General features: G+C 67.4%; 23 protein-coding genes. 14 read left to right on the top strand and 9 right to left on the bottom strand.

Features of this window, described 5'->3' with window-relative positions; all coding sequences use genetic code 11:
* The first annotated feature begins 41 nt into the window (after positions 1-41).
* Complete coding sequence (locus ACFFGH_RS15810; protein ID WP_386669920.1) at positions 42-533, top strand: MgtC/SapB family protein; 492 nt, start codon at positions 42-44, stop codon at positions 531-533.
* A gap of 125 nt (positions 534-658) precedes the next feature.
* On the opposite strand, the gene ACFFGH_RS15805 is transcribed toward ACFFGH_RS15810, so the two are convergent.
* The 9 genes from ACFFGH_RS15805 to ACFFGH_RS15765 all read right to left on the bottom strand — a co-directional run bounded on the left by ACFFGH_RS15805 (position 659) and on the right by ACFFGH_RS15765 (position 8366).
* Positions 659-1366, bottom strand: coding sequence for a YiaD family glycine zipper/OmpA-like lipoprotein (locus ACFFGH_RS15805; protein ID WP_386669918.1), 708 nt, complete (start codon positions 1364-1366; stop codon positions 659-661).
* 150 nt (positions 1367-1516) lie between these two features.
* On the bottom strand, positions 1517-2593 hold the full coding sequence (gene alr, locus ACFFGH_RS15800; RefSeq protein WP_386669915.1) for an alanine racemase: 1077 nt from the start codon (positions 2591-2593) through the stop codon (positions 1517-1519).
* A 56-nt stretch (positions 2594-2649) separates the two neighbouring features.
* Complete coding sequence (locus tag ACFFGH_RS15795) at positions 2650-2865, bottom strand: KTSC domain-containing protein (protein ID WP_386669913.1); 216 nt, start codon at positions 2863-2865, stop codon at positions 2650-2652.
* A 9-nt stretch (positions 2866-2874) separates the two neighbouring features.
* Positions 2875-4287, bottom strand: coding sequence for a replicative DNA helicase (locus tag ACFFGH_RS15790; protein WP_386669911.1), 1413 nt, complete (start codon positions 4285-4287; stop codon positions 2875-2877).
* A gap of 321 nt (positions 4288-4608) precedes the next feature.
* Entirely contained in the window at positions 4609-5061 is a 453-nt protein-coding gene (gene rplI / locus ACFFGH_RS15785) for a 50S ribosomal protein L9 (protein WP_386669908.1), read from the bottom strand.
* 193 nt (positions 5062-5254) lie between these two features.
* The gene (gene rpsR, locus ACFFGH_RS15780; protein WP_031372470.1) at positions 5255-5485 is read right to left on the bottom strand and encodes a 30S ribosomal protein S18; all 231 of its coding nucleotides are present in this window, start codon (positions 5483-5485) and stop codon (positions 5255-5257) included.
* Positions 5486-5510: 25 nt separating this feature from the next.
* Positions 5511-5936 (bottom strand): 30S ribosomal protein S6, encoded by a 426-nt coding sequence (gene rpsF, locus ACFFGH_RS15775; protein ID WP_386669904.1) that lies wholly within the window; start codon positions 5934-5936, stop codon positions 5511-5513.
* 198 nt (positions 5937-6134) lie between these two features.
* Complete coding sequence (locus ACFFGH_RS15770; protein WP_386669901.1) at positions 6135-7931, bottom strand: DUF885 domain-containing protein; 1797 nt, start codon at positions 7929-7931, stop codon at positions 6135-6137.
* Positions 7932-8027: 96 nt separating this feature from the next.
* On the bottom strand, positions 8028-8366 hold the full coding sequence (locus tag ACFFGH_RS15765; RefSeq protein ID WP_386669899.1) for a HesB/IscA family protein: 339 nt from the start codon (positions 8364-8366) through the stop codon (positions 8028-8030).
* Positions 8367-8687: 321 nt separating this feature from the next.
* Here ACFFGH_RS15765 and asnS point away from each other — a divergent pair, with 321 nt between their 5' ends.
* The 13 genes from asnS to ACFFGH_RS15700 all read left to right on the top strand — a co-directional run bounded on the left by asnS (position 8688) and on the right by ACFFGH_RS15700 (position 20203).
* Entirely contained in the window at positions 8688-10088 is a 1401-nt protein-coding gene (gene asnS / locus ACFFGH_RS15760; protein WP_386669897.1) for an asparagine--tRNA ligase, read from the top strand.
* Between the two features lie 73 nt (positions 10089-10161).
* A complete protein-coding gene (locus ACFFGH_RS15755; RefSeq protein WP_386669896.1) occupies positions 10162-10470 on the top strand; it encodes a hypothetical protein in 309 nt (102 codons plus the stop codon).
* 7 nt (positions 10471-10477) lie between these two features.
* On the top strand, positions 10478-10789 hold the full coding sequence (locus ACFFGH_RS15750) for a hypothetical protein (protein ID WP_386669894.1): 312 nt from the start codon (positions 10478-10480) through the stop codon (positions 10787-10789).
* A 1-nt stretch (position 10790) separates the two neighbouring features.
* On the top strand, positions 10791-11411 hold the full coding sequence (locus tag ACFFGH_RS15745) for an FMN-binding negative transcriptional regulator (RefSeq protein WP_386669891.1): 621 nt from the start codon (positions 10791-10793) through the stop codon (positions 11409-11411).
* 10 nt (positions 11412-11421) lie between these two features.
* Positions 11422-12210, top strand: coding sequence for an SDR family oxidoreductase (locus ACFFGH_RS15740; protein WP_386669889.1), 789 nt, complete (start codon positions 11422-11424; stop codon positions 12208-12210).
* 77 nt (positions 12211-12287) lie between these two features.
* Entirely contained in the window at positions 12288-13712 is a 1425-nt protein-coding gene (locus ACFFGH_RS15735) for an aldehyde dehydrogenase (protein ID WP_386669888.1), read from the top strand.
* 6 nt (positions 13713-13718) lie between these two features.
* Positions 13719-14381: a carbonate dehydratase gene (gene can / locus ACFFGH_RS15730; protein ID WP_386669885.1), complete on the top strand. Its 663-nt coding sequence runs from the start codon at positions 13719-13721 to the stop codon at positions 14379-14381.
* The gene (locus tag ACFFGH_RS15725; protein ID WP_386669883.1) at positions 14381-14821 is read left to right on the top strand and encodes a RidA family protein; all 441 of its coding nucleotides are present in this window, start codon (positions 14381-14383) and stop codon (positions 14819-14821) included. Before can ends, ACFFGH_RS15725 begins: the two co-directional genes overlap by 1 nt.
* Position 14822: 1 nt before the next feature.
* Positions 14823-15779 carry a sodium-dependent bicarbonate transport family permease gene (locus ACFFGH_RS15720; RefSeq protein ID WP_386669881.1) on the top strand — a complete coding sequence of 319 codons (957 nt, stop codon included), beginning with the start codon at positions 14823-14825 and terminating at the stop codon, positions 15777-15779.
* A 14-nt stretch (positions 15780-15793) separates the two neighbouring features.
* Positions 15794-16324 (top strand): 3-hydroxyanthranilate 3,4-dioxygenase, encoded by a 531-nt coding sequence (locus ACFFGH_RS15715; protein WP_386669879.1) that lies wholly within the window; start codon positions 15794-15796, stop codon positions 16322-16324.
* A 145-nt stretch (positions 16325-16469) separates the two neighbouring features.
* Positions 16470-17480, top strand: a complete 1011-nt coding sequence (locus tag ACFFGH_RS15710; RefSeq protein ID WP_386669877.1) for an amidohydrolase family protein — start codon at positions 16470-16472, stop codon at positions 17478-17480.
* Positions 17481-17559: 79 nt separating this feature from the next.
* On the top strand, positions 17560-18834 hold the full coding sequence (kynU, locus tag ACFFGH_RS15705) for a kynureninase (RefSeq protein WP_386669875.1): 1275 nt from the start codon (positions 17560-17562) through the stop codon (positions 18832-18834).
* A complete protein-coding gene (locus ACFFGH_RS15700) occupies positions 18824-20203 on the top strand; it encodes an FAD-dependent oxidoreductase (RefSeq protein WP_386669872.1) in 1380 nt (459 codons plus the stop codon). Before kynU ends, ACFFGH_RS15700 begins: the two co-directional genes overlap by 11 nt.

Raw genomic sequence — 20203 nt, 5'->3', positions numbered from 1 at the left:
GATGACGAGGTTTTGATGCGTCGTGCCGCAGGGTCGGCCGTATGGACTGGACCCAACAACTCACGATCGTGTTTGCGACCGGCTACGCGATGCTGCTCGGCGGCGTCATCGGCGTCGAGCGCGAGCTGCGTAACCGCCCCGCGGGCTTTCGTACCCACATGCTGGTAGCAGGCGCCTCATCGCTGCTGCTCGGCATCGGAATGCTCTGGGTCGACGACAGTCGCCAGGCCACCCAGACCGTGCGCATCGCCAGCGACCCGCTGCGCCTGATCGAGGCGGTCATCGCGGGCGTCGCGTTCATTGGTGCCGGCACGATCTTCTCGCACGGTCGCGCGGACAACATCACCGGAATCACCACCGCAGCATCGCTGCTGATGGTGGCGGTTATCGGCATCGCCGCGGGCCTCAACTATTTCGTGCTGTCGTTCGCGGCAACGATCCTCACGCTGGCGGTGCTGACCGTGCTCCGCCTGCTCGATCGCCGGCTTCGGGACCGCGCGGGCCTCAGGCGCGAACACGATCCCGAAGGCTGAGCGATGCGAGCCCCGGGCCGTCGTCCTGTGGGCATCGCGCATGAAAAAGGGCGAAGCCACTGGCTTCGCCCTTCCGAAACTGCCGACCCCGTGTGCCCGCGGGCCAACAAACGTTCCAACTGCGCTTACGAACGCACGGGCACCAGCGTGATTTCGACGCGGCGGTTCTGCGCGCGGCCGGACTCGGTTTCGTTGCTCGCCACCGGACGCGATTCGCCAGCACCGGTCACGATGAAACGATCACGCATCAGGCCACGGCCCATCAGGTAGTTCGCCACCGAGTCGGCGCGGCGCATCGACAGCTGCTGGTTGTACGCATCGGCACCCTTGCTGTCAGTGTGGCCGGCAACCTCGACGATCGTCTGGTTGTACTGCTGCAGCGTGCCGGCCAGGCGGTCGAGCACCGGATAGAACTGCGACTGCAGATCCGAGCGGTCGAAACCGAACGTGATCGCCTCTGGCATGTTCAGCGTAATGTTGTCGCCCTGACGCACGACCTCCACACCGCTGCCGGCCAGCTGGTCGCGCAGTACGCGCTCCTGGCGATCCTGGTACGCGCCGACCGCGCCACCGGCGAGGCCGCCGACGCCGGCACCGACCAGCGCGCGCTGACGACGCTCGGTCGCATCATCACCGCTCAGCAGGCCGGCGACGGCACCAACGGCGGCGCCGATCGCGGCATTGCGGCGGGTTTTGTCGTACTCGCTCTGCTGCGGCGGCGGATAGCCGGCCTGGCCCTGGCCGCCGTAATAACCGCCGCCGGTCGTAGCGCAACCGGCCAGTGCAGTGCTGACCGCGGCAGCAGCCAGTGCAAGCTTCAGGTTGGTATTCATGGCGTTCCTCTCATGGACGTTAAACGACGCACTCCACGCTACGGGCGCAACAGTATCTGGGAGGTGAGCGGCCGCCGAGCCTGTTCAGCTTGCAGTCGTACTGCTCGTGCAAGGGCGCCGCGCGATGCAACAGGCCCACCCAGCAGTCGCTCACGATTCGACGAAGCGAACCCGCCGCGTGATTGAGCAGGTCAACTCGTACGAGATCGTTCCCGCCATCGCGGCGATGCGCTCGACCGGCAGATCGGGCCCCCACAGGGTCACCGGGTCTCCGACGTTCGCGCCCGGCACGCCGCGCAGGTCGATGGTCATCAGGTCCATGGATACACGCCCGATCAGCTGCGTCGGCTGCCCGGCAACCAGCACGGGAGTACCCGCCGGCGCGGCGCGCGGGTAGCCGTCGCCGTAGCCGATCGCGGCCACGCCGACCGGCATGTCCTCCGGGCACTCCCAAGTGGCCGCGTAGCCGATACGGCTGCCTTTGCGCACGTGGTTCACTGCGATCAGTCGCGTCGCGAGCGTCATCGCAGGGCGCAGACCGAAATCCGCTCCCGTGGTGCCCGCGACCACGGACATGCCGTACAGCGCACCACCGGGACGTACCCACTGCGCATGCGCATCAGGCCAACCGAGCACGGCCGCCGAGTTCGCAAGCGAGCGTGGCCCGGGCAGCCCCGCCGTGGCTTCGCCGAACACGCGCATCTGCTCGGCGGTCTGGGGCTCGTCGAATTCGTCCGAACTCGCGAAATGGCTCATCGGCACGATCTCGCCGACGACCCCGTCCAACGCGGACAGCCGCGCATGCGCCTCCCGCACGAACTCCGGCGCGAACCCGAGCCGATGCATGCCCGAGTCAACCTTGAGCCAGCACCGGATCGGCTCGCCCACGTCGGCCTGCTCGAGCATCTGCAGCTGGCTCATGTGGTGCACCACCGTGTCGACCTGGAGCTGACGCAGGCGCGCGATATCGGCTGGCTCGTCGAAACCCGACAGCAGCAGGATCGGTTGAGAGATGCCCGCGGCACGCAGCCGCTCGGCATCGGACAGCGCGGCGACGCCGAACGCATCCGCACCTGCCAGCGCGCGGGCAACGCGCTCCAGGCCGTGGCCGTAACCGTCGGCCTTCACCACCGCCATCACCCGGCTCCCAGGCGCGCGCAGGCGCACCTGGCCGAGGTTGTGGCGCAGCGCGTCGATATGGATGGTCGCTGAGGTCGGTCGTGCCATGCGCGCTAGTTTAGCCAGCCGATGACGGCAGCCGCGTCGCCACATCCCCGCCCGGCTCAGCCGACGTGGTGGAACCGGTAGCCGCGCTTGCGGACATTCTCGATGAAGTACAGGCCGAACGAATCGGCCTCCATCAGCGCGACGTATTCGTTCTCGGGGACGTTGAAGTACCGATAGACCTCGCCGCTGCTGAACTCGACTTCCAGCACGCGCTGCGCCGGGTCATAACCGACGCTGCTGAGAGCTTGCGATTCGACCGGTACGCGCTCCATCCGCGCACGTTATTCGAACGCGCCAACCGAATCATGTGAAAGGTTGTCGAAGCGCGTGTACTCGCCAAAGAACTTGAGCTTTACCGAGCCGGTCGGGCCGTTACGCTGCTTGCCGATGATGATCTCGGCCAGCCCCTTGTCCGGCGAGTTTTCCTTGTTGTAGTAGTCATCGCGGTAGATGAACAGGATGATGTCGGCGTCCTGCTCGATCGCGCCGGATTCGCGAAGATCGGCCATCACCGGACGCTTGTCGGCGCGCTGCTCGAGCGAGCGGTTGAGCTGGGACAGCGCGATCACCGGGACGTTGAGCTCTTTGGCGAGGTGCTTGAGCGAGCGCGAGATCTCGGAGATCTCGGTTGCGCGATTCTCGGTGTTGCCCGGCACGCTCATGAGCTGCAGGTAGTCGATCACCACCAGGCCGAGGTCGTGTTCGCGCTTGAGTCGGCGAGCTTTCGCACGCAGCACCTCGGGCGACAGACCCGGCGTGTCGTCGATGAAGATCTTCGCCTCGCGCAGCATTCGAATCGCGCTCGTCACCCGGCTCCAGTCCTCGTCCTCGAGCTGGCCGTTGCGCAAACGCTGGGCGTTGACGCGGCCGTTCGAAGAGATCAGGCGCAGCGCCAGCTGGCTCGAAGACATTTCCATCGAGAACACCGCGACCGCCTTCTTGGTGCGTATCGCGGCGTGCTCGGCGATGTTGAGCGCGAACGTCGTCTTGCCCATCGCAGGACGCGCCGCGAGGATGATCAGGTCGGTTGGCTGCAGGCCGGCCGTCATGTCGTCGAACTCGGTGTAGCCGGTGGGCAGGCCGGTCACGCTGCCGCCGTTCGCGTAACGCGTCTGCAGCACGTCGAACGCTTCCGACAGCGCCTTGTTCATCGGGACGAAGTCCGTGCGCCCGCGTGCACCAGCTTCGGCGATCGCGAACACGTCCTGCTCGGCTTTCGCGAGGATCTCGCCGCTTTCGCGCCCATCGGGCTGGAAGCCATCGTTGACGATGCCGGTGCCGACTTCGATCAGCTGCCGCAGCACGGCCTTGTCGCGAACGATCTCGGCGTACGCGACGATGTTCGCGGCCGAAGGCGTGGTGCTGGCCAGTTCGATCAGGTACGCGCCGCCGGCGACGAGTTCCGACTGGCCCATCGATTCGAACCACTCGCCCAGCGTGACCGCATCGAACGGACGGTTCTTCTCGGCAAGCTCGCGGATCGCGCGGAAGATCAGCTGGTGGTCGCGCCGGTAGAAGTCATTGTCGGTCAGCTGGTCGGCGACGCGGTCGTACGCGTCCGGGGCAAGCATCAGGCCGCCGAGCACGGCCTGCTCGGCCTCGACGGACTGCGGCGGCACGCGCAGCTGGTCGACGCGCTGCTCGGCCCGGGTCTCGAACCGCTTGTCCTTGCGGAAACCGGGGCGTGCATTCATGGGACGGGAACTCCTGAAGCCGGGACGCGCGAAGCGCGGCGGCGATGCGATCGGACAGCCATCGTAGGGACCGCGCCTGTGGACGCGCGATGGAGCAACCTGTGGATAACTGACGTTTTAGCGGGCGCGCGTCTCAAACGCTCGGATCAGGTACGGGCGTCCTGCGCGGCCCGTGGGCCCGCCATCCCCTGGCCTCTGTGCGACCCCGACAACGCGGCCGGGCACGCCGTGCTCGGCACGTCCGCGCAGCGCGAGGCTGCGGGTCGGACAAAACAAAAGGCGCCTTTCGGCGCCTTCTGCCAAACCACGGTAGCTACGGGATCAGGCGGCTTCGCCGACCACGATCACCTTCACCGTCGCTTCGATATCGGCGTGCAGGCGCACGACGATCTCGTACTCGCCGGTGCGGCGCAGCGGGCCTTCGCCCAGCACCACTTCCGACTTGTCGACCTTGTTGCCGTGCTTGCTCAGCGCCTCGGCGATATCGCGCGGGCTGATCGAGCCGTACAGCTTGCCCTCGGTCGACGCGTTCGCGCTAATCGTGACTTCGGCGCCGTCGAGCGCGGCCTTGCGGCCTTCCGCGCCCTCGAGCTGGGCCTTGGCCTTGGCTTCGAACTCGGCGCGACGGGATTCGAAGTCGGCAAGGTTCGAGGCGGTGGCCGGCACGGCCTTGCCCTGCGGGACGAGGAAGTTGCGGCCGTAACCGGGCTTGACGGTGACCTTGTCGCCGAGCTTGCCGAGGTTTGTGACGTTCTGCAGGAGGATCAGTTGCATTGGATTGATTCCGTATTCGTTAGCGACGCGATGCGCCGCAGCGATGGCTGTCCGAATGGACGGTGAAACGATTCATGACCCGGAAACGCAAAGCCCGCCGAAGCAGGCTTCACGGATCGACCACTTGCAACGAAGCGGGCTTTTCCCTGCGAAGCGCGCACATCGAAGTGCGGGCGCTTCCGGAAGACCCGGCTTACGCGTTGTGGTTGTCGGTGTACGGGATCAGCGCGAGGAAACGGGCGCGCTTGACGGCCGTCGCCAGCTGGCGCTGGTATTTCGACTTCGTACCCGTCACGCGGCTCGGCACGATCTTGCCGGTCTCGGTCAGGTACTGGCGCAGGGTGTTGAGATCCTTGTAATCGATCTCCTTGACGCCCTCGGCGGTGAATTTGCAGAACTTGCGACGACGAAAGAACTTGGACATGGGACGCGGCTCCTACAGGGCGTGATCAGGCGGCTTCGGCGTTATCGGCGGAGTCGGCATTGCCGACCGCGTTGTCGCCGTCTTCGTCACGGCGGCGGCGCTCGCCGCGCTCGGGCTTGTCGCCCTTCTCGTCCTTGAACTTCATGATCAGCGACTGCTCGGTGTCGGCCTCGTCGCGCTTCATGACGAGGTGACGCAGCACGGCATCGTTGAAGCGGAAGCCATCGACGAGCTCGTTGAGCACGTCCTGGTTGCACTCGATGTTCAGCAGCACGTAGTGCGCCTTGACCAAGTTCTCGATCGGGTACGCCAGCTGACGGCGGCCCCAGTCTTCGAGGCGGTGGATCTTGCCCGCGCCGTTCTCGATCAGACCGCGGTAGCGCTCGATCATGGCGGGCACCTGCTCGCTCTGGTCCGGATGGACCAGGAACACGACTTCGTAATGACGCATGGTGGTTCCTTGTGGATGACGACCGCGGACGGCGGCCTGTTCAGCCCCCCGCCACCCAGGGTGGGCGCGGTGGAGCAAGGTCCCGGCAGGTCAAGCCTGCGGGAGCCAGACAGTATGGCAGCTGGTCCCGCCCCTCAGCAAACGGACGGGTGGGATGTTCAGGCAGGGGCCCCTTCCCTTTTCTCCGCTGGCCACCACTCAGGCCGGCGGCTTCGCCTTCTGCGCGGCGATCCACGCCTCGATATGCGCCTCGAGCACGGCGAGCGGCACCGAGCCGGTGTTGAGCACCGCATCGTTGAACTCGCGCAGGTCGAACCGGTCGCCAAGCTCGCGGCTGGCCTTGTCGCGAAGCTCGGAGATCTTCAGCTGGCCGATCTTGTAGGCCAGCGCCTGCCCCGGCCATCCGATGTAACGATCGATCTCGTTGACGACGTCCTGCTCGGTCTTCGGGGCGTTATCCATGAAGAACTTGATCGCCTTGTCGCGGCTCCACCCCTTGCTGTGCATGCCCGTATCGACGACCAGTCGCACCGCGCGCCACATGTCGTAGGCGAGCTGCCCCATACGGTCGTAAGGGTCGTCGTACAGGCCCATGTCGTAACCGAGTCGCTCGGCATATAGGGCCCAGCCCTCTCCATACGAGACGAAGTAGCCGACCCGGCGGAACACCGGCACGTCCGGCAGCTCCATACCGCGGGCGAACTGGAAATGGTGGCCCGGCACGGCCTCGTGCAGCGACAACGCCATCATTTCCCAGGTCGGCCGCACCTCGGGCTTGTACAGATTCACGTAGTAGAAGCCCGCCCGCGTGCCGTCCACCGCGCCTGGCTGGTAGTACGCGGTCGTGGTGTCGGGCGCGATCTTGTCGGGGATCGGGCGCACGCCGTACGGCAGGCGCGGGATCGTCTTGAAGACCTTCACGAGCTCCGGGTCGATGCGCTTGGAGATCGCCTGGTAGGCCTCGAACAGTTCTTCCGGGCTCTTGTGGAAGTACTTCGGGTCGGTGCGCAGGTGCTCGAAGAACTGGGCCAGCGTGCCCTTGAAGCCCACTTCGGCCTTGACCTTCTCCATCTCGGCGCGGATGCGCGCGACCTCCTTGAGGCCGATCTCATGGATCTGGTCGGCGCTCAGCTGGGTGGTCGTGAAATGCCCGGCCAGGAAGTCGTAATACGCCTTGCCGTCCGGCAGATCCGCCGCGGCGATCGACTCGCGCGTGCCTGGCAGGTACTCGTCGTTGAAGAACGTCGAGAACGTGCGGTACGAAGGGATCACGCGCTCGGCGATCAGCCGGCGCGCGGCCCCGCGCAGCGCGTCCTGCTCAGCGGCAGGAATCGACTCGGGCATCTTCAGGAACGGCTTGTAGAACGGGCTCTTCTCGGGGTCGGTGACCACCTGCGCACCGATCTGCGCGGGCACGCGCTGCATCAGCACGCGCGGCGGCGTGTTGCGGGCCTTGAGCCCCTCGCGCATCAGCGAGGTCGTCTGCTCGACCATGGCCGGCACGCCTTCGAGCCGCTTCAGCCAGTCCTGGTAGTCCTTCGCCGTGGCGAACGGCAGCACCTCGACGATCTCGTCCGCCGTCTGCACCCCGCCGCGCTGGCTCAGCGGCCGCTCGTGTTCGCGATACTTCTGGCGCTCGACGTCACGCTCGAGCTGCCAGGCGAAGACGTCGTAGTTGAGCCGGTCGGCCGGGCTCAGCCGGGCACGATCGATCGCGCGCAGCCGCTGCAGCACCTCGCGGTCGGTCGCCTCACGGGCCTGGATCGCCGCCAGGCTGACGTCGGTCCAGCGATCGTTGTAGCGCTTGTCGCCCCGGTAGCTCGCGTTCTCGGGGTTTTCGCGCAGCGAGCGCTCCCACTCCTCCTCGAACAGCCGGTGGAGCGCCTGCGCGGCATCGTTCTGCTGCGCCGATGCAGCCGTGGCGGGCTGCTGGGCCACCGCGGGCGTCGACAACGCGGTGGCAATCGCAACGGACAGCAGCAGGGTACGGATCATCTCGGGCGGCTCCGGCGGATGGGATCACCGGAGTCTAGCCCCCTGCCGGGCGCTGCTGGCCATGATCAAACTTGGCGGCCCGTGGACCGCGCGGGCTCAGGCCCGGTCGGGATCGGTCGTGAAGCTCTCGCCGCAACCGCACTCGGCGCTCGCGTTGGGGTTGCGGAACACGAACTGCTCGCCCAGCCGCTGGCGGACGAGATCGATCTGGGTGCCGTCGACGACCGGCAGGCTTTGCGGATCGACGTAGATGCGCACGCCCTCGTGCTCGAACACGTGGTCGCCGTCGCGCTGGTCCCGAGCCAGGTCGGCGATGTGCTGCCAGCCGGAGCAGCCGGTTTTGGTCACGCCGAAACGCAGGCCGATCGCATCCGGGGCCTCGGTGAGGTAGCGCTGGACGCGCTCGGCGGCAGCGGGTGTCAGGGTAACGGCCATGCAATCTCCAGCGTCGAAGCAGTGGCGCGATTATAGGAGTGGGCGCGGGAACGGGACCGCAACGCGCCTGCAACGCAACGGTGCGCTTCGCTCGCCTGAGGCGCACGCAGCATCCGGCCGCCAACCGCGGCGGCACTCCGACTGGCGCTCCTCCTTCCAACCAGCACGGTGGTGTGCCGGTCGCGCCAGGATCCGCACCACCGCTGCCCTACTCTCGAACGGGCTGCAGCCCCCCCCGTCACGGCGCGCCTCGCAGCCCCTGCGCGCACGCATTAAACTCCGCGGTCTTCCATTTGGCCGTACAGGCAAGGATCTCGGGCGATGACGGTGGTCAGCGTGCAGCACGCGCTCGCAGGCAAGATGCCTGCCGGCGGCGAAGTGACGGTCCGCGGTTGGGTGCGCACGCGGCGCGACTCGAAGGCCGGGTTGAGCTTCGTCAACGTCAGCGACGGGTCGTGCTTCGCGCCGATCCAGGTCGTTGCGCCGAGCACGCTGCCCAACTACGACACCGAGGTGAAGCACCTCACGGCCGGCTGTTCGGTGATCGCCACCGGAACGCTGGTGCCGTCGCAGGGCCAAGGTCAGTCGTTCGAGATCCAGGCGTCGAATGTCGAGGTCGTCGGCTGGGTCGATGATCCCGAGACCTACCCGATCCAGCCGAAGGCGCATTCGCTCGAGTTCCTGCGCGAAGTCGCTCACCTGCGCCCGCGCACGAACCTGTTCGGTGCCGTCACCCGCATCCGCCACTGCCTGTCGCAGGCCGTGCACCGCTTCTTCCACGAGCGCGGTTATTACTGGATCAGCACGCCGATCGTGACGACCTCGGACGCCGAAGGCGCGGGCCAGATGTTCCGCGTCTCCACGCTGGACCTCGCGAACCTGCCGCGCGACAAATCCGGCGCGGTGGATTTCTCGCGCGATTTCTTCGGCAAGGAAACCTTCCTGACCGTGTCGGGCCAGCTCAACGTCGAGGGCTACTGCCTCGCGCTCAGCAAGGTCTACACGTTCGGTCCGACGTTCCGCGCCGAGAACAGCCACACCACGCGCCACCTCGCCGAGTTCTGGATGGTCGAGCCGGAGATCGCGTTCGCGGACCTGCTCGAGAACGCACAGGTGGCCGAGGATTTCCTCAAGTACCTGTTCCGCGCGGTACTCGATGAGCGCGCCGACGACATGGCGTTCATTGCCGAGCGCGTGCAGAAGGATGCCGTTACGCGGCTCGAGGCGTTCGTCAACGCACCGTTCGAGCGCATCGACTACACCGATGCGATCTCGCTGCTGCAGAAATCCGGCCACAAGTTCGACTTCCCGGTCGAATGGGGCCTGGACCTGCAGACCGAGCACGAGCGCTGGCTGACCGAGCAGCACGTCGGCCGCCCCGTCGTCGTGATGAACTACCCCGAGCACATCAAGGCGTTCTACATGCGCCTCAACGACGACGGAAAGACCGTTGCCGCGATGGACGTGCTGGCGCCGGGTATCGGCGAGATCATCGGTGGCAGCCAGCGCGAAGAGCGCCTCGACGTGCTCGACTCGCGCATGGCGCAATTCGGGCTCGATCCCGCGCACTACCAGTGGTACCGGGACTTCCGTCGCTACGGTTCGGTGCCGCACGCGGGCTTTGGCCTCGGCTTCGAGCGTCTCGTCGTCTACGTCTGCGGACTGTCGAACATCCGGGACGCGATCGCGTACCCGCGTGCGCCCGGCCAGGCGGAGTTCTGAGCATGTCCACGCCGGGCCCGCAGCGTGCGGGGGCATGCGCTGCCGGCGCGCGAGCGCCTGACGGAGCAACAGCGTGATTCTGTTCTTCGCACTCGTGGCGCTGGCCCTCGCAATCGCGGGCGCGACGGCATTCGTGATCTTCTGGCCGCTGGCGCTGGTGCACATCCGTGACCGGCACCCGCAGCTTGGGCCCGAACTGGGCCCGTTCGCGTTTCTCAATCCGAAGGCACTGGTGTGGCTGTTGGCGGCCCGCTATCGCGCGCTGGGCGACCGCAATCTCAACGGCCTCGCAACGCCGTCCCGCGTCTCCCTGCTCACGATCATTGCAGGGCTGCTGATGTCGGGCGCGCTGTGGCTGCTGTCCAACTTCATCGCCTGGTGACCCGAACATGCATGACGACCGACCCCACGACGAATGGTGGCTTGCGACCCTTGGCAGAACCGTGGTGTGGGCTCGCCTGAGGGTGCTCGACGCCGGCACGGCCGAGGTTTTCGACAGTGATGGCAAGACGCTTCCGTACGACAGCGAGGACAGCGCGCGGGCCGCACTGATGGACGCGGAGTTCGTGGCGCTCAGCGGGCTTGATGAGGACGACGCCGCCGATCGCGGATTCGCGCTCGACGAGCTGACCCCGCCGCAGACCGATGACGAAGCGCAACTGCGCGCCCTGATGGTGCAGAAGCTGCCGCGGAAGCACTGACGTGTACGTGCCGCGCGCGTTCGCCGAGACGGACCTGGCCGCACTCGACCGGCTCATCGAGCGAGACAGCTTCGTCACCCTGGTCGGGATCGTGGACGGCGTGCCGCACGCGACCCACCTACCGGTGCTCTACCGGCGTGATGATCAGCACGTGGAGCTGCGCGGCCACCTCGCCCGGCCCAACCCGCAGGCGCGTGTAGCTGGGCCAGTCTTGGCGATCGTGCACGGCCCGCATGCATATGTGTCTCCCGGGTGGTATCCGGACAAGGAAGCGCAGTCGCGCGTGCCGACATGGAACTATGCGGTCGCGCATCTCGAAGGCGAGCTGGAGCTGTTCGATGACGAGCCGAGCGTGGCTTCGATCGTCGATGCACTGAGCGTGCACCACGAATTCGCGGTGGGCGGCGACTGGCGCTTCGAGCACGAGCGCGACGACCACCGGTCGCAGCTGCGCGGCATCGTCGGCTTCCGGCTCGTACCGCGGCGCATCCAGCTCACGTTCAAGCTCAACCAGAATCACCCTGCAGCGAACCGCCTGTCGGTCGCCGCCAATCTCGACTCGCTCGCCCAGGGCACCGGGCCCGAAGTCGCCCGCCTGATGCGCGAACGGACCCCTGTCTGAAGGAGCTGCAATGGACCTGAGCCTCATCGGGCGTCACGCCCTCGTCTGCGGTGCAAGCCAAGGCATCGGGCTGGCCACCGCGCGTGCACTCGCCCAGCTCGGGGCCGACGTCACGCTGCTCGCACGACGCGAAGCGCTGCTTGCCGAACTTGCGCCGCAGCTGCCCCGCACACACGACGCGCAGGCGCACGGCTGGATCGCGGCGGACACCGGCGACCTCGACCGCCTGCGCAACCAGGCCGAGGCACTGGTGGCGGGCAAGCCGGTGCACATCCTCGTCAACAACAGCGGCGGCCCTGCCCCGGGCCCGGTGCAGGGCGCCGACCTAGCGGCGTTCGAGGCTGCGTATCGCCAGCACCTGCTTGCAAACCACGTGCTCGCAGGCGCGGTGATTCCAAGCATGGAGCGCGATGGTTATGGCCGCATCGTCAACGTGATCTCGACCTCGGTGAAAGAGCCAATCGCCGGTCTCGGCGTGTCGAACACGACGCGTTGGGCGGTCGCGAGCTGGGCGAAGACGCTCGCAACCGAGGTGGCGAGCAATGGCATCACGGTCAACAACGTGCTGCCGGGTTCGACGCAGACGCCGCGCATCGACCAGATCATCGACACGCGCGTTGCGAAGACCGGCCGCAGCCGTGACGAGGTCTACGCCGAAATGGTGGCGGAGATCCCGATGGGCCGGTTCGCACAGCCCGAGGAAACCGCTGCGGCAGTCGCGTTCCTGTGCTCACCCGCCGCGGCGTACATCACCGGCATCAACCTGCCGGTCGATGGCGGACGCACGCGATCACTGTGAGTCGTGCGCGGTGCAACCGGCCCGCGGAATGGACGTGCTTCGACGGACCACGATGTCGGCGCTGATAAGCTAGCGCGATGCGACTGAGCCACTTCATCGACGGCGAATTCCGTGCGGCGGCGAATGGCCGCTGGCTGGAAGTGGTCGATCCGTCGAACGGCCGCCCGTACGCGGAGCTCGCCGACGGCGATGCGGCAGACGTGCACCTCGCGACTTCCGCAGCACAGGGCGCTTTCCCCGGCTGGTCCGCGCTGCCGAACAGCGAACGCTCGCGCTGGCTCGAGCGCCTTGCCGACGGCATCGAGCGGCGGCTCGAGGATTTCGTGCACGCCGAGTCGCGTGATGCCGGCAAGCCGATGAAGCTCGCGCGCGAGGTGGAGATCCCGCGCGCGATCAGCAACCTGCGCTTCTTCGCGCATGCGGCGACGCAGTTTGCAAGCGAATCACACCACGGCCAGGCCGGGCTGAACTACACACTGCGCGACCCGCTCGGCGTCGTAGCCACCATCTCGCCCTGGAACCTGCCGCTGTACCTGCTGACCTGGAAGATCGCGCCCGCGCTTGCAGCAGGTAATGCCGTGGTCGCCAAGCCCTCCGAAGTCACACCGGCGACCGCAACGATGCTCGGTGAAGTCGCGGCCGAGATCGGCCTGCCGCGAGGCGTGCTGAACATCGTGCACGGCCGCGGGCCGGAGGTCGGTGAGCCGCTGATCGCCGATGAGCGCATCAAGGCCGTGTCGTTCACAGGCAGCACGGCGGTCGGCCGGCGCATCGCGTCGGTGGCCGCGCCGCAACTCAAGAAACTCTCGCTGGAACTCGGCGGCAAGAACGCAACGCTCGTGTTCGCCGATTCGAACTGGCGCGAGCACCTCGACACGCTCGTGCGCTCGGCGTTCCAGAACACTGGGCAGATCTGCCTGTGCGGTTCGCGCCTGCTCGTCGAGCGGCGCATCTACGTCGAGTTCCGCGATGCCTTCGTCGAAGCCGCTAGTGCGCTGCGCGTCGGCGACCCGATCGACAGCGACGTGCGCATCGGCCCGCTTGTCTCGCAGGCGCACTTCGACAAAGTGAATGCCGCGATCGACCGGGCGAAGCAGGAAGGTGGCCACGTGCTCTGCGGTGGACGTGCACTGCAGCGGCCGGGCTGGTTTATCGAACCGACCGTCATCGAAGGACTGGGCCCGGACTGCGCGAGCAACCGCGAGGAAATCTTCGGGCCGGTCGTCACCCTGCAGCCGTTCGACGACGAAGCCGAAGCGCTGCGCCTTGCGAACTGCGGCGACTATGGCCTCGCCGCGTCCGTGTGGACGCGCGATATCAACCGTGCGCATCGACTGGCTGCGCGCCTGCGCGTCGGCATGGTCTGGATCAACACCTGGATGCAACGCGACCTGCGCACGCCTTTCGGCGGCAGCGGAGCTTCCGGCCTCGGCCGCGAAGGCGGCTTCGAGGCGATGCGTTTTTTCACCGACGCGAAAAACGTCGGCCTCCACATCGAATAGGACCGCATGAGTTCACTTGCCCACCTGATCGAACGCAACCGCGACTGGGCGGAGCGCGTCGTCAACGAAGATTCCGGCTTTTTCTCCCGGCTTTCCAAGCTGCAGGCGCCCGAATACCTCTGGATCGGCTGCTCGGATTCACGCGTGCCGGCGAACCAGATCATCGACCTCGCCCCAGGCGAAGTGTTCGTCCACCGCAACATCGCCAACGTCGTGGTCCACACGGACCTCAACTGCCTGTCGGTGATCCAGTACGCCGTGGACGTTCTGAAGGTGCGGCACATCATGGTCGTCGGCCATTACGGCTGCGGCGGCGTGCTTGCTGCGCTCGAAGGGCGCCGTGTCGGCCTCGCGGACAACTGGGTGCGCCACGTCGGCGACGTCGCCGACAAACACCGCCGCTGCCTGCACGAGATCGGCAGCGCAGGCCTCCAGCATGACCGCCTGTGCGAGCTCAACGTGCTCGAGCAGGCGATGAACGTCGCGCAGACCACGATCGTGCAGGACGCCTGGGCGCGCGGTCAGGACCTGACCGTGCACGGATGGGTGTACAGCCTGCGCAACGGGCTGGTGCACGACCTCGGCATCGGGCTGAACGCGTCCAGCGACCTCGCCGGCGAGTACGGCACTGCGCTTGCGAGCATCTGTGCGGACCGGGAGGATCGCTGATGGCCAACGTCATCCGCACCGGGGACGCGCCGGCACCGGTCGGCCGGTATCCACATGCGCGGCGCATCGGAGATCTGCTGTTCCTGTCGGGCATCGGCCCCCGCGACGCGCGGACTAACGCGGTTCCGGGCAATGAACACGATGAGGCGGGCCGGCTGGTCGCCTATGACATCGAGGCGCAGACCCGGTCGGTGTTTGCGAATGTCCGCGCGGTGCTCGAAGCCAGCGGTGCGCGTTGGGAAGACCTGGTCGACGTGACCGTCTACCTGACCGACATGGCACGCGACTTCGCCGCGTACAACGCGTTGTGGGCCGAGTACTTCCCCGACATCGACACGGCGCCGTGCCGCACGACGCTGGGCATCACCGCACTGCCGACGCCGATCGCGATCGAGCTGAAGTGCGTGGCGGCTGCGCCGTCGCGCTTCGTTGGGGAATGAGATGGAACTGCTGGTCGCCAACCTGACCGCCCCGGTCGTACTCGCGTTCGCGCTGGGGCTGTTCGCGCGGGCGATCCGCAGCGATCTCGAGATCCCACCGCAGATCCAGGTCTATCTGTCGATCTTCCTGCTGCTCGCGATCGGCCTGAAGGGTGGCGTCGCGCTGCGTGGCCAGGAGCCGCTGAGCCTGCTCGTGATGCTGGCGGTCACGCTCGCCGCCGGCGCTGTCACGGCGCTCAGCGCCTACCTGCTCGCACGCTGGGTGCTCGGCGACATCCGGCGCGAGGCAGCCGCGATGGCGGCGCATTACGGGTCGGTCTCGGCGGTGACGTTCATTGCGGCGAACCAGTTCGTCGAGCGCAGCGGCGCGCCGGCCGAGGGCGTGCTGGTCGCGCTGCTGGTGGCGCTGGAGGTGCCTGCGCTGCTGATCGGCCTGGCGCTTGGCCAGAAGGACCAGCCCGGCGGCGGTTCGAGCCACCACACGCTGCGCGAAGTGTTCACCGGCAAGACGGCCGTGCTGCTGCTCGGCGGCCTGGCGATCGGCGCGATCACCGGCCCGGGCGGCATCAAGGCCGTGGACGCGATGTATTTCGCGCTGTTCCAGGGCGTGCTGATGCTCTTCATGCTGGACATGGGCATGATCGCGGCCGGTCGTTTGGCGGCACTGCGGCAAGGCTGGGCCCGGCTCGTGCTGTTCTGCGTTGCCGTGCCGCTGCTGCACGGCACGGCGGGCGTTGCGATCGGACTTGCGATGGGGCTGTCGGTCGGTGGCGCCACGGTGTTCGGCACCATGCTGTCGAGTGCGTCGTACATCGCTGCACCGGCCGCCGTGCGCGCGGGACTTCCGGAAGCCGACGTCGGCCGCTGCGTGACCGCGGCGCTCGGCATCACGTTCCCGTTCAACCTCGCGATCGGCATTCCGCTATACGCCGGGCTGGCGCAACTGCTCGCCCGCTGAACGAGGAGACCGCCATGCTGTCCGCCCCGATCAACCTGCAGGTCTGGATCGACGAGCACCGCCACCTGCTGAAGCCGCCGGTCGGCAACAAGTGCATCTACGACGGCGACTTCATCGTGATGATCGTCGGCGGCCCGAACTCACGCACGGACTACCACTGGGACGAAGGCCCGGAGTGGTTCTACCAGCTCGAAGGCGAGATGGTGCTGAAGGTGCAGGACGATGGTGTGGCGCGCGACATCCCGATCCGGGCCGGCGAGACGTTTCTACTGCCCGCGCGCACGCCGCATTCGCCGCAGCGCATGGCGGGCTCGGTCGGCCTGGTGATCGAGCGTCGCCGCATGGCCGGCGAGCGTGACGGCCTGATGTGGTTCTGCGAGCGCTGCAACCACAAGCTCTACGAGGAATTTTTCGAACTGGCCAGTATCGAGCAGGATTTCCCGCCCGTGTTCGACCGGTTCTACGCGTCGCGCGAGCTGCGCACCTGCGACAACTGCGGTCACCTGAATCCGGCGCCGGCAAAGTACGAAGCGCCCGTCAATTGACCGGGCCCCATCGCTGCGCGCCGACACATGCGTCTGCTCGACGCAGGCTCGACCATTGAACGGCGCCGCGCGCAGCGGCCATCCGCACGGCCGGTCGGTTATGGTGGGCCATCAGGACTGATGCGACGCGCGACCGCACCCGACGATGCTGAAGATCGACATCCACGCCCACTACCTGCCCCGCGACTGGCCCGACCTGGCAGGCAAATACGGCGACAACCGGTTTCCGGTGATCCACCACACGGACGACGGCCGCCACCGCATCTACAAGGACGGCAAGTTCTTCCGCGAGATCTGGTCCAAGACCTGGGACCCGGCCGAACGCATCGCCGATTACGCGCGCTTCGGCGTGCAGGTGCAGGTGATCAGCACCGTGCCGGTGATGTTCTGCTACTGGGCGAAGGGCCACCAGGCGCTGGCGCTGCATCAGGCGCTCAACGACCACATGGCCGAGTCGGTGCGCGCCTATCCGCGCCACTACGCCGGCATCGGCACCGTGCCGCTGCAGTCGCCGCGGCTTGCCGTGCAGGAACTCGAGCGCTGTATCGATCAACTGGGCCTTCAGGGCGTGCAGATCGGCAGCCACGTGGGCGCATGGAACCTCGACGCGCCGGAGCTGTTCGAGTTCTTCCAGGCCGCGAGCGACCTCGGTGCCGCGGTGCTGGTGCACCCGTGGGACATGATGGGCGCCGAGTCGATGCCGAAATACTGGCTGCCGTGGCTGGTCGGCATGCCGGCCGAACAGGCGCGCGCGGCGTGCTGCCTGGTGTTCGGCGGCGTGCTCGAACGGCTGCCGAAGCTCAAGATCTGCATGGCCCACGGCGGCGGCGCGTTTCCGTACACGATCGGTCGCATCGAGCACGGCTTCAACATGCGTCCCGACCTGGTCGCCACCGACAATCCGCGTAACCCGCGCGAGTACCTGGACCGGCTGTATTTCGATTCCTGGGTCGCCGATGCGCGGGCCCTGCGCTACCTGCTCGATACCTGCGGCGTTTCGCGCGTGATGCTCGGCACCGATTACCCGTTCCCGCTTGGCGAGCAGGAACCCGGCGCCGGGATCGCATCGCTGGGCCTCGACCCCACCGAGCAGGCGCGCCTCTTCCACGGCACAGCGCTGGAATGGCTGGGCCTGCCGATGTCGCGATTCGCATGAACGAAGCGACCTCCTCCATTTTTCCGCGTCACGCGGCGCGTTCACCACGCGCGGCCGCCCGGCCCCGATGATGTCCACCATGACCGACTTCCAGCACGACACCCAGGCCCTCGCCCTCGACGCGGCCGACCCGCTGCGCCACCTGCGCGACGAGTTTTTAATTCCGCAGCACCACGATGTCGAGATGGCGTACTTCGTCGGCAACTCGCTGGGCCTGCAGCCGCGCGGCGCGCGCGGCTGCATCGAGGAAGTGCTCGGCAAATGGGCGACGCAGGCCGTCGAGGGGCATTTCACCGCGCCGGCCCAGTGGATGACCTACCACGAGCTGGTGCGCGAGCCGCTCGCGCGGCTGGTCGGCGCAGCGCCATCGGAAGTGGTCGCGATGAACACGCTGACCGTCAACCTGCACCTGATGATGGTGAGCTTCTACCGGCCGACCGCGGAGCGGCCGGCAATCCTGATCGAGGCCGGCGCGTTTCCGTCCGACCGCCACGCGGTCGAATCGCAGATCCGCTTCCACGGCTTCGACCCGGCGCACGACCTTATCGAGGTCGAGCCCGACGAGCCCGGCGGCACGATTTCGATGGAGGCGATCCAGCGGGCAATCGAAACGCACGGCTCGCGCTTGGCGCTCGTCCTTTGGCCGGGCGTGCAGTACCGCACCGGGCAGGCGTTCGACCTCGGCGAGGTCGCGCGGCTTGCACGCGCGCAGGGCGCTAACTGCGGGTTCGACCTGGCTCATGCGGCCGGCAACATCGACCTCGCGCTGCACGACAGCGGTGCCGACTTCGCCGTGTGGTGCCATTACAAGTACCTCAACTCCGGTCCCGGCGCAGTCGCTGGCTGCTTCGTGCACGAGCGCCATGCAGACACCGACCGGCCGCGCTTCGCGGGCTGGTGGGGGCATGAAGCGCGCAGCCGATTCGCAATGGGCCCGCAGTTCGTACCGACCCCGGGCGCGGAAGGCTGGCAGCTCAGCAATCCCCCGGTGCTCGCGCTGGCACCGCTGCGTGCGTCGCTCGATCTGTTCGACCGTGCGGGCATGCCTGCACTGCGCGAAAAGTCGCGTTCGCTGACGGGCTATCTGGAATCGCTGATCCGCGACAGCCTCGGCGACGTGCTGCAGGTGCTCACACCGGCCGAGCCCGCACGCCGCGGCTGCCAGCTGTCGCTGCGCGTTGCAGGCGGTCGCGACGCCGGTCGCGCACTGTTCGACTATCTGGCAAGCCGGGGCGTGCTCGGCGACTGGCGGGAGCCCGACGTAATCCGCATTTCGCCCGCCCCGCTCTACAACACCCATGCCGACGTGCTGCGCTTTGCGCGCACTGTCGCGGAGTGGCGTGATGTCCGCTGACGGCGAGCCCCGCAACGAGCGACGCATCACCGTGATCGGCGCCGGGCTGGCCGGTGCCGTGCTGGCGACCCTGCTGGCCAACCGCGGCTGGCAGGTCGACGTCTACGAAAAACGCGGCGACCCGCGCGTCGCGGGTTACGCCGGCGGCCGCTCGATCAACCTCGCGCTGGCCGAGCGCGGTCGCCATGCGCTGCGGCTGGCGGGCGGCGACGATGCGGTGATGGCACAGGCAGTGATGATGCGGGGTCGCATGGTGCACTTCGCGGATGGCCGCACCGACCTGCAGCGCTATGGCCGCGACGACAGCGAAGTGATCTGGTCGGTGCACCGCGGCGAGCTCAACGTGATCCTGCTCGATATCGCCGAGCGTGCCGGCGCGCGGCTGCATTTCGACCGCGCGCTCGAAAGCGTCGATTTCGCCGCCAGGCGCGCTTCGTTCCGCAATCCGGCAAGCGATGAGGTCGAAACCGTCGACTTCTGCTCACTGGTTGGCGCGGACGGGGCCGGCTCGTCGCTGCGCGCCGCGATGGCGCGCGAGACCGACCTTGGCGAGCGCACCGAGTACCTGGGTCACTCCTACAAGGAACTCGAGATTCCGCCGGCGCAGGACGGCGACTTCCGCATCGAGCCGAACGCCCTGCACATCTGGCCCCGCGGCCGTTACATGTGCATCGCGCTGCCGAACGACGAGCACACCTTCACCGTCACCCTGTTCCTGCCGAACGAGGGCGAGCCGAGCTTCGCGTCGGTGCGTACCGGCGCGGACGCCCGCGCGCTGTTCGAACGCGACTTCGGCGACGCGCTGCCGCTGATCCCGCGGCTGGAGCACGATTTCGAGCACAACCCGACCGGCCTGCTCGCCACGCTCTACCTCGAACGCTGGCACCTTCGCGACCGCGCCGTGCTGCTCGGCGATGCCGCCCACGCGATGGTGCCGTTCCACGGCCAGGGCATGAACTGCGCGTTCGAGGACTGCGTTGCGTTGGCCGATCATCTCGACCGCGAGAGCGATCGCGAGGCCGCGTTCGCCCGCTTCCAGGCCGAGCGCCTGCCGAACGCCCGTGCGATCCAGCAGATGGCACTCGAGAACTACCTGGAGATGCGGGACCGTGTCGACGACGACGACTACCTGCTGCAACGTGCGCTGGAACGGCAACTAGCCGACCGTCACCCTGACCGCTTCGTGCCGCGCTACACGATGGTCTCGTTCCGTCGCGTGCCCTACGCGGTCGCGCTCGAACGCGGCAATGCGCAGCGCGAGCTGCTGGTCGAGCTGACCCGCGGCCACGCTTCGCTCGACACGCTCGACTGGAACCGCGTCGACGCGGTCGTTCGCGAACGGCTGGAGCCGCTCGCGGCTGACCTCTGA

It is taken from the genome of Lysobacter korlensis (assembly GCF_042434515.1).
The sequence above is the reverse complement of the archived record's forward strand: the minus strand, read 5'-3'. Positions and strand labels throughout refer to the sequence as shown.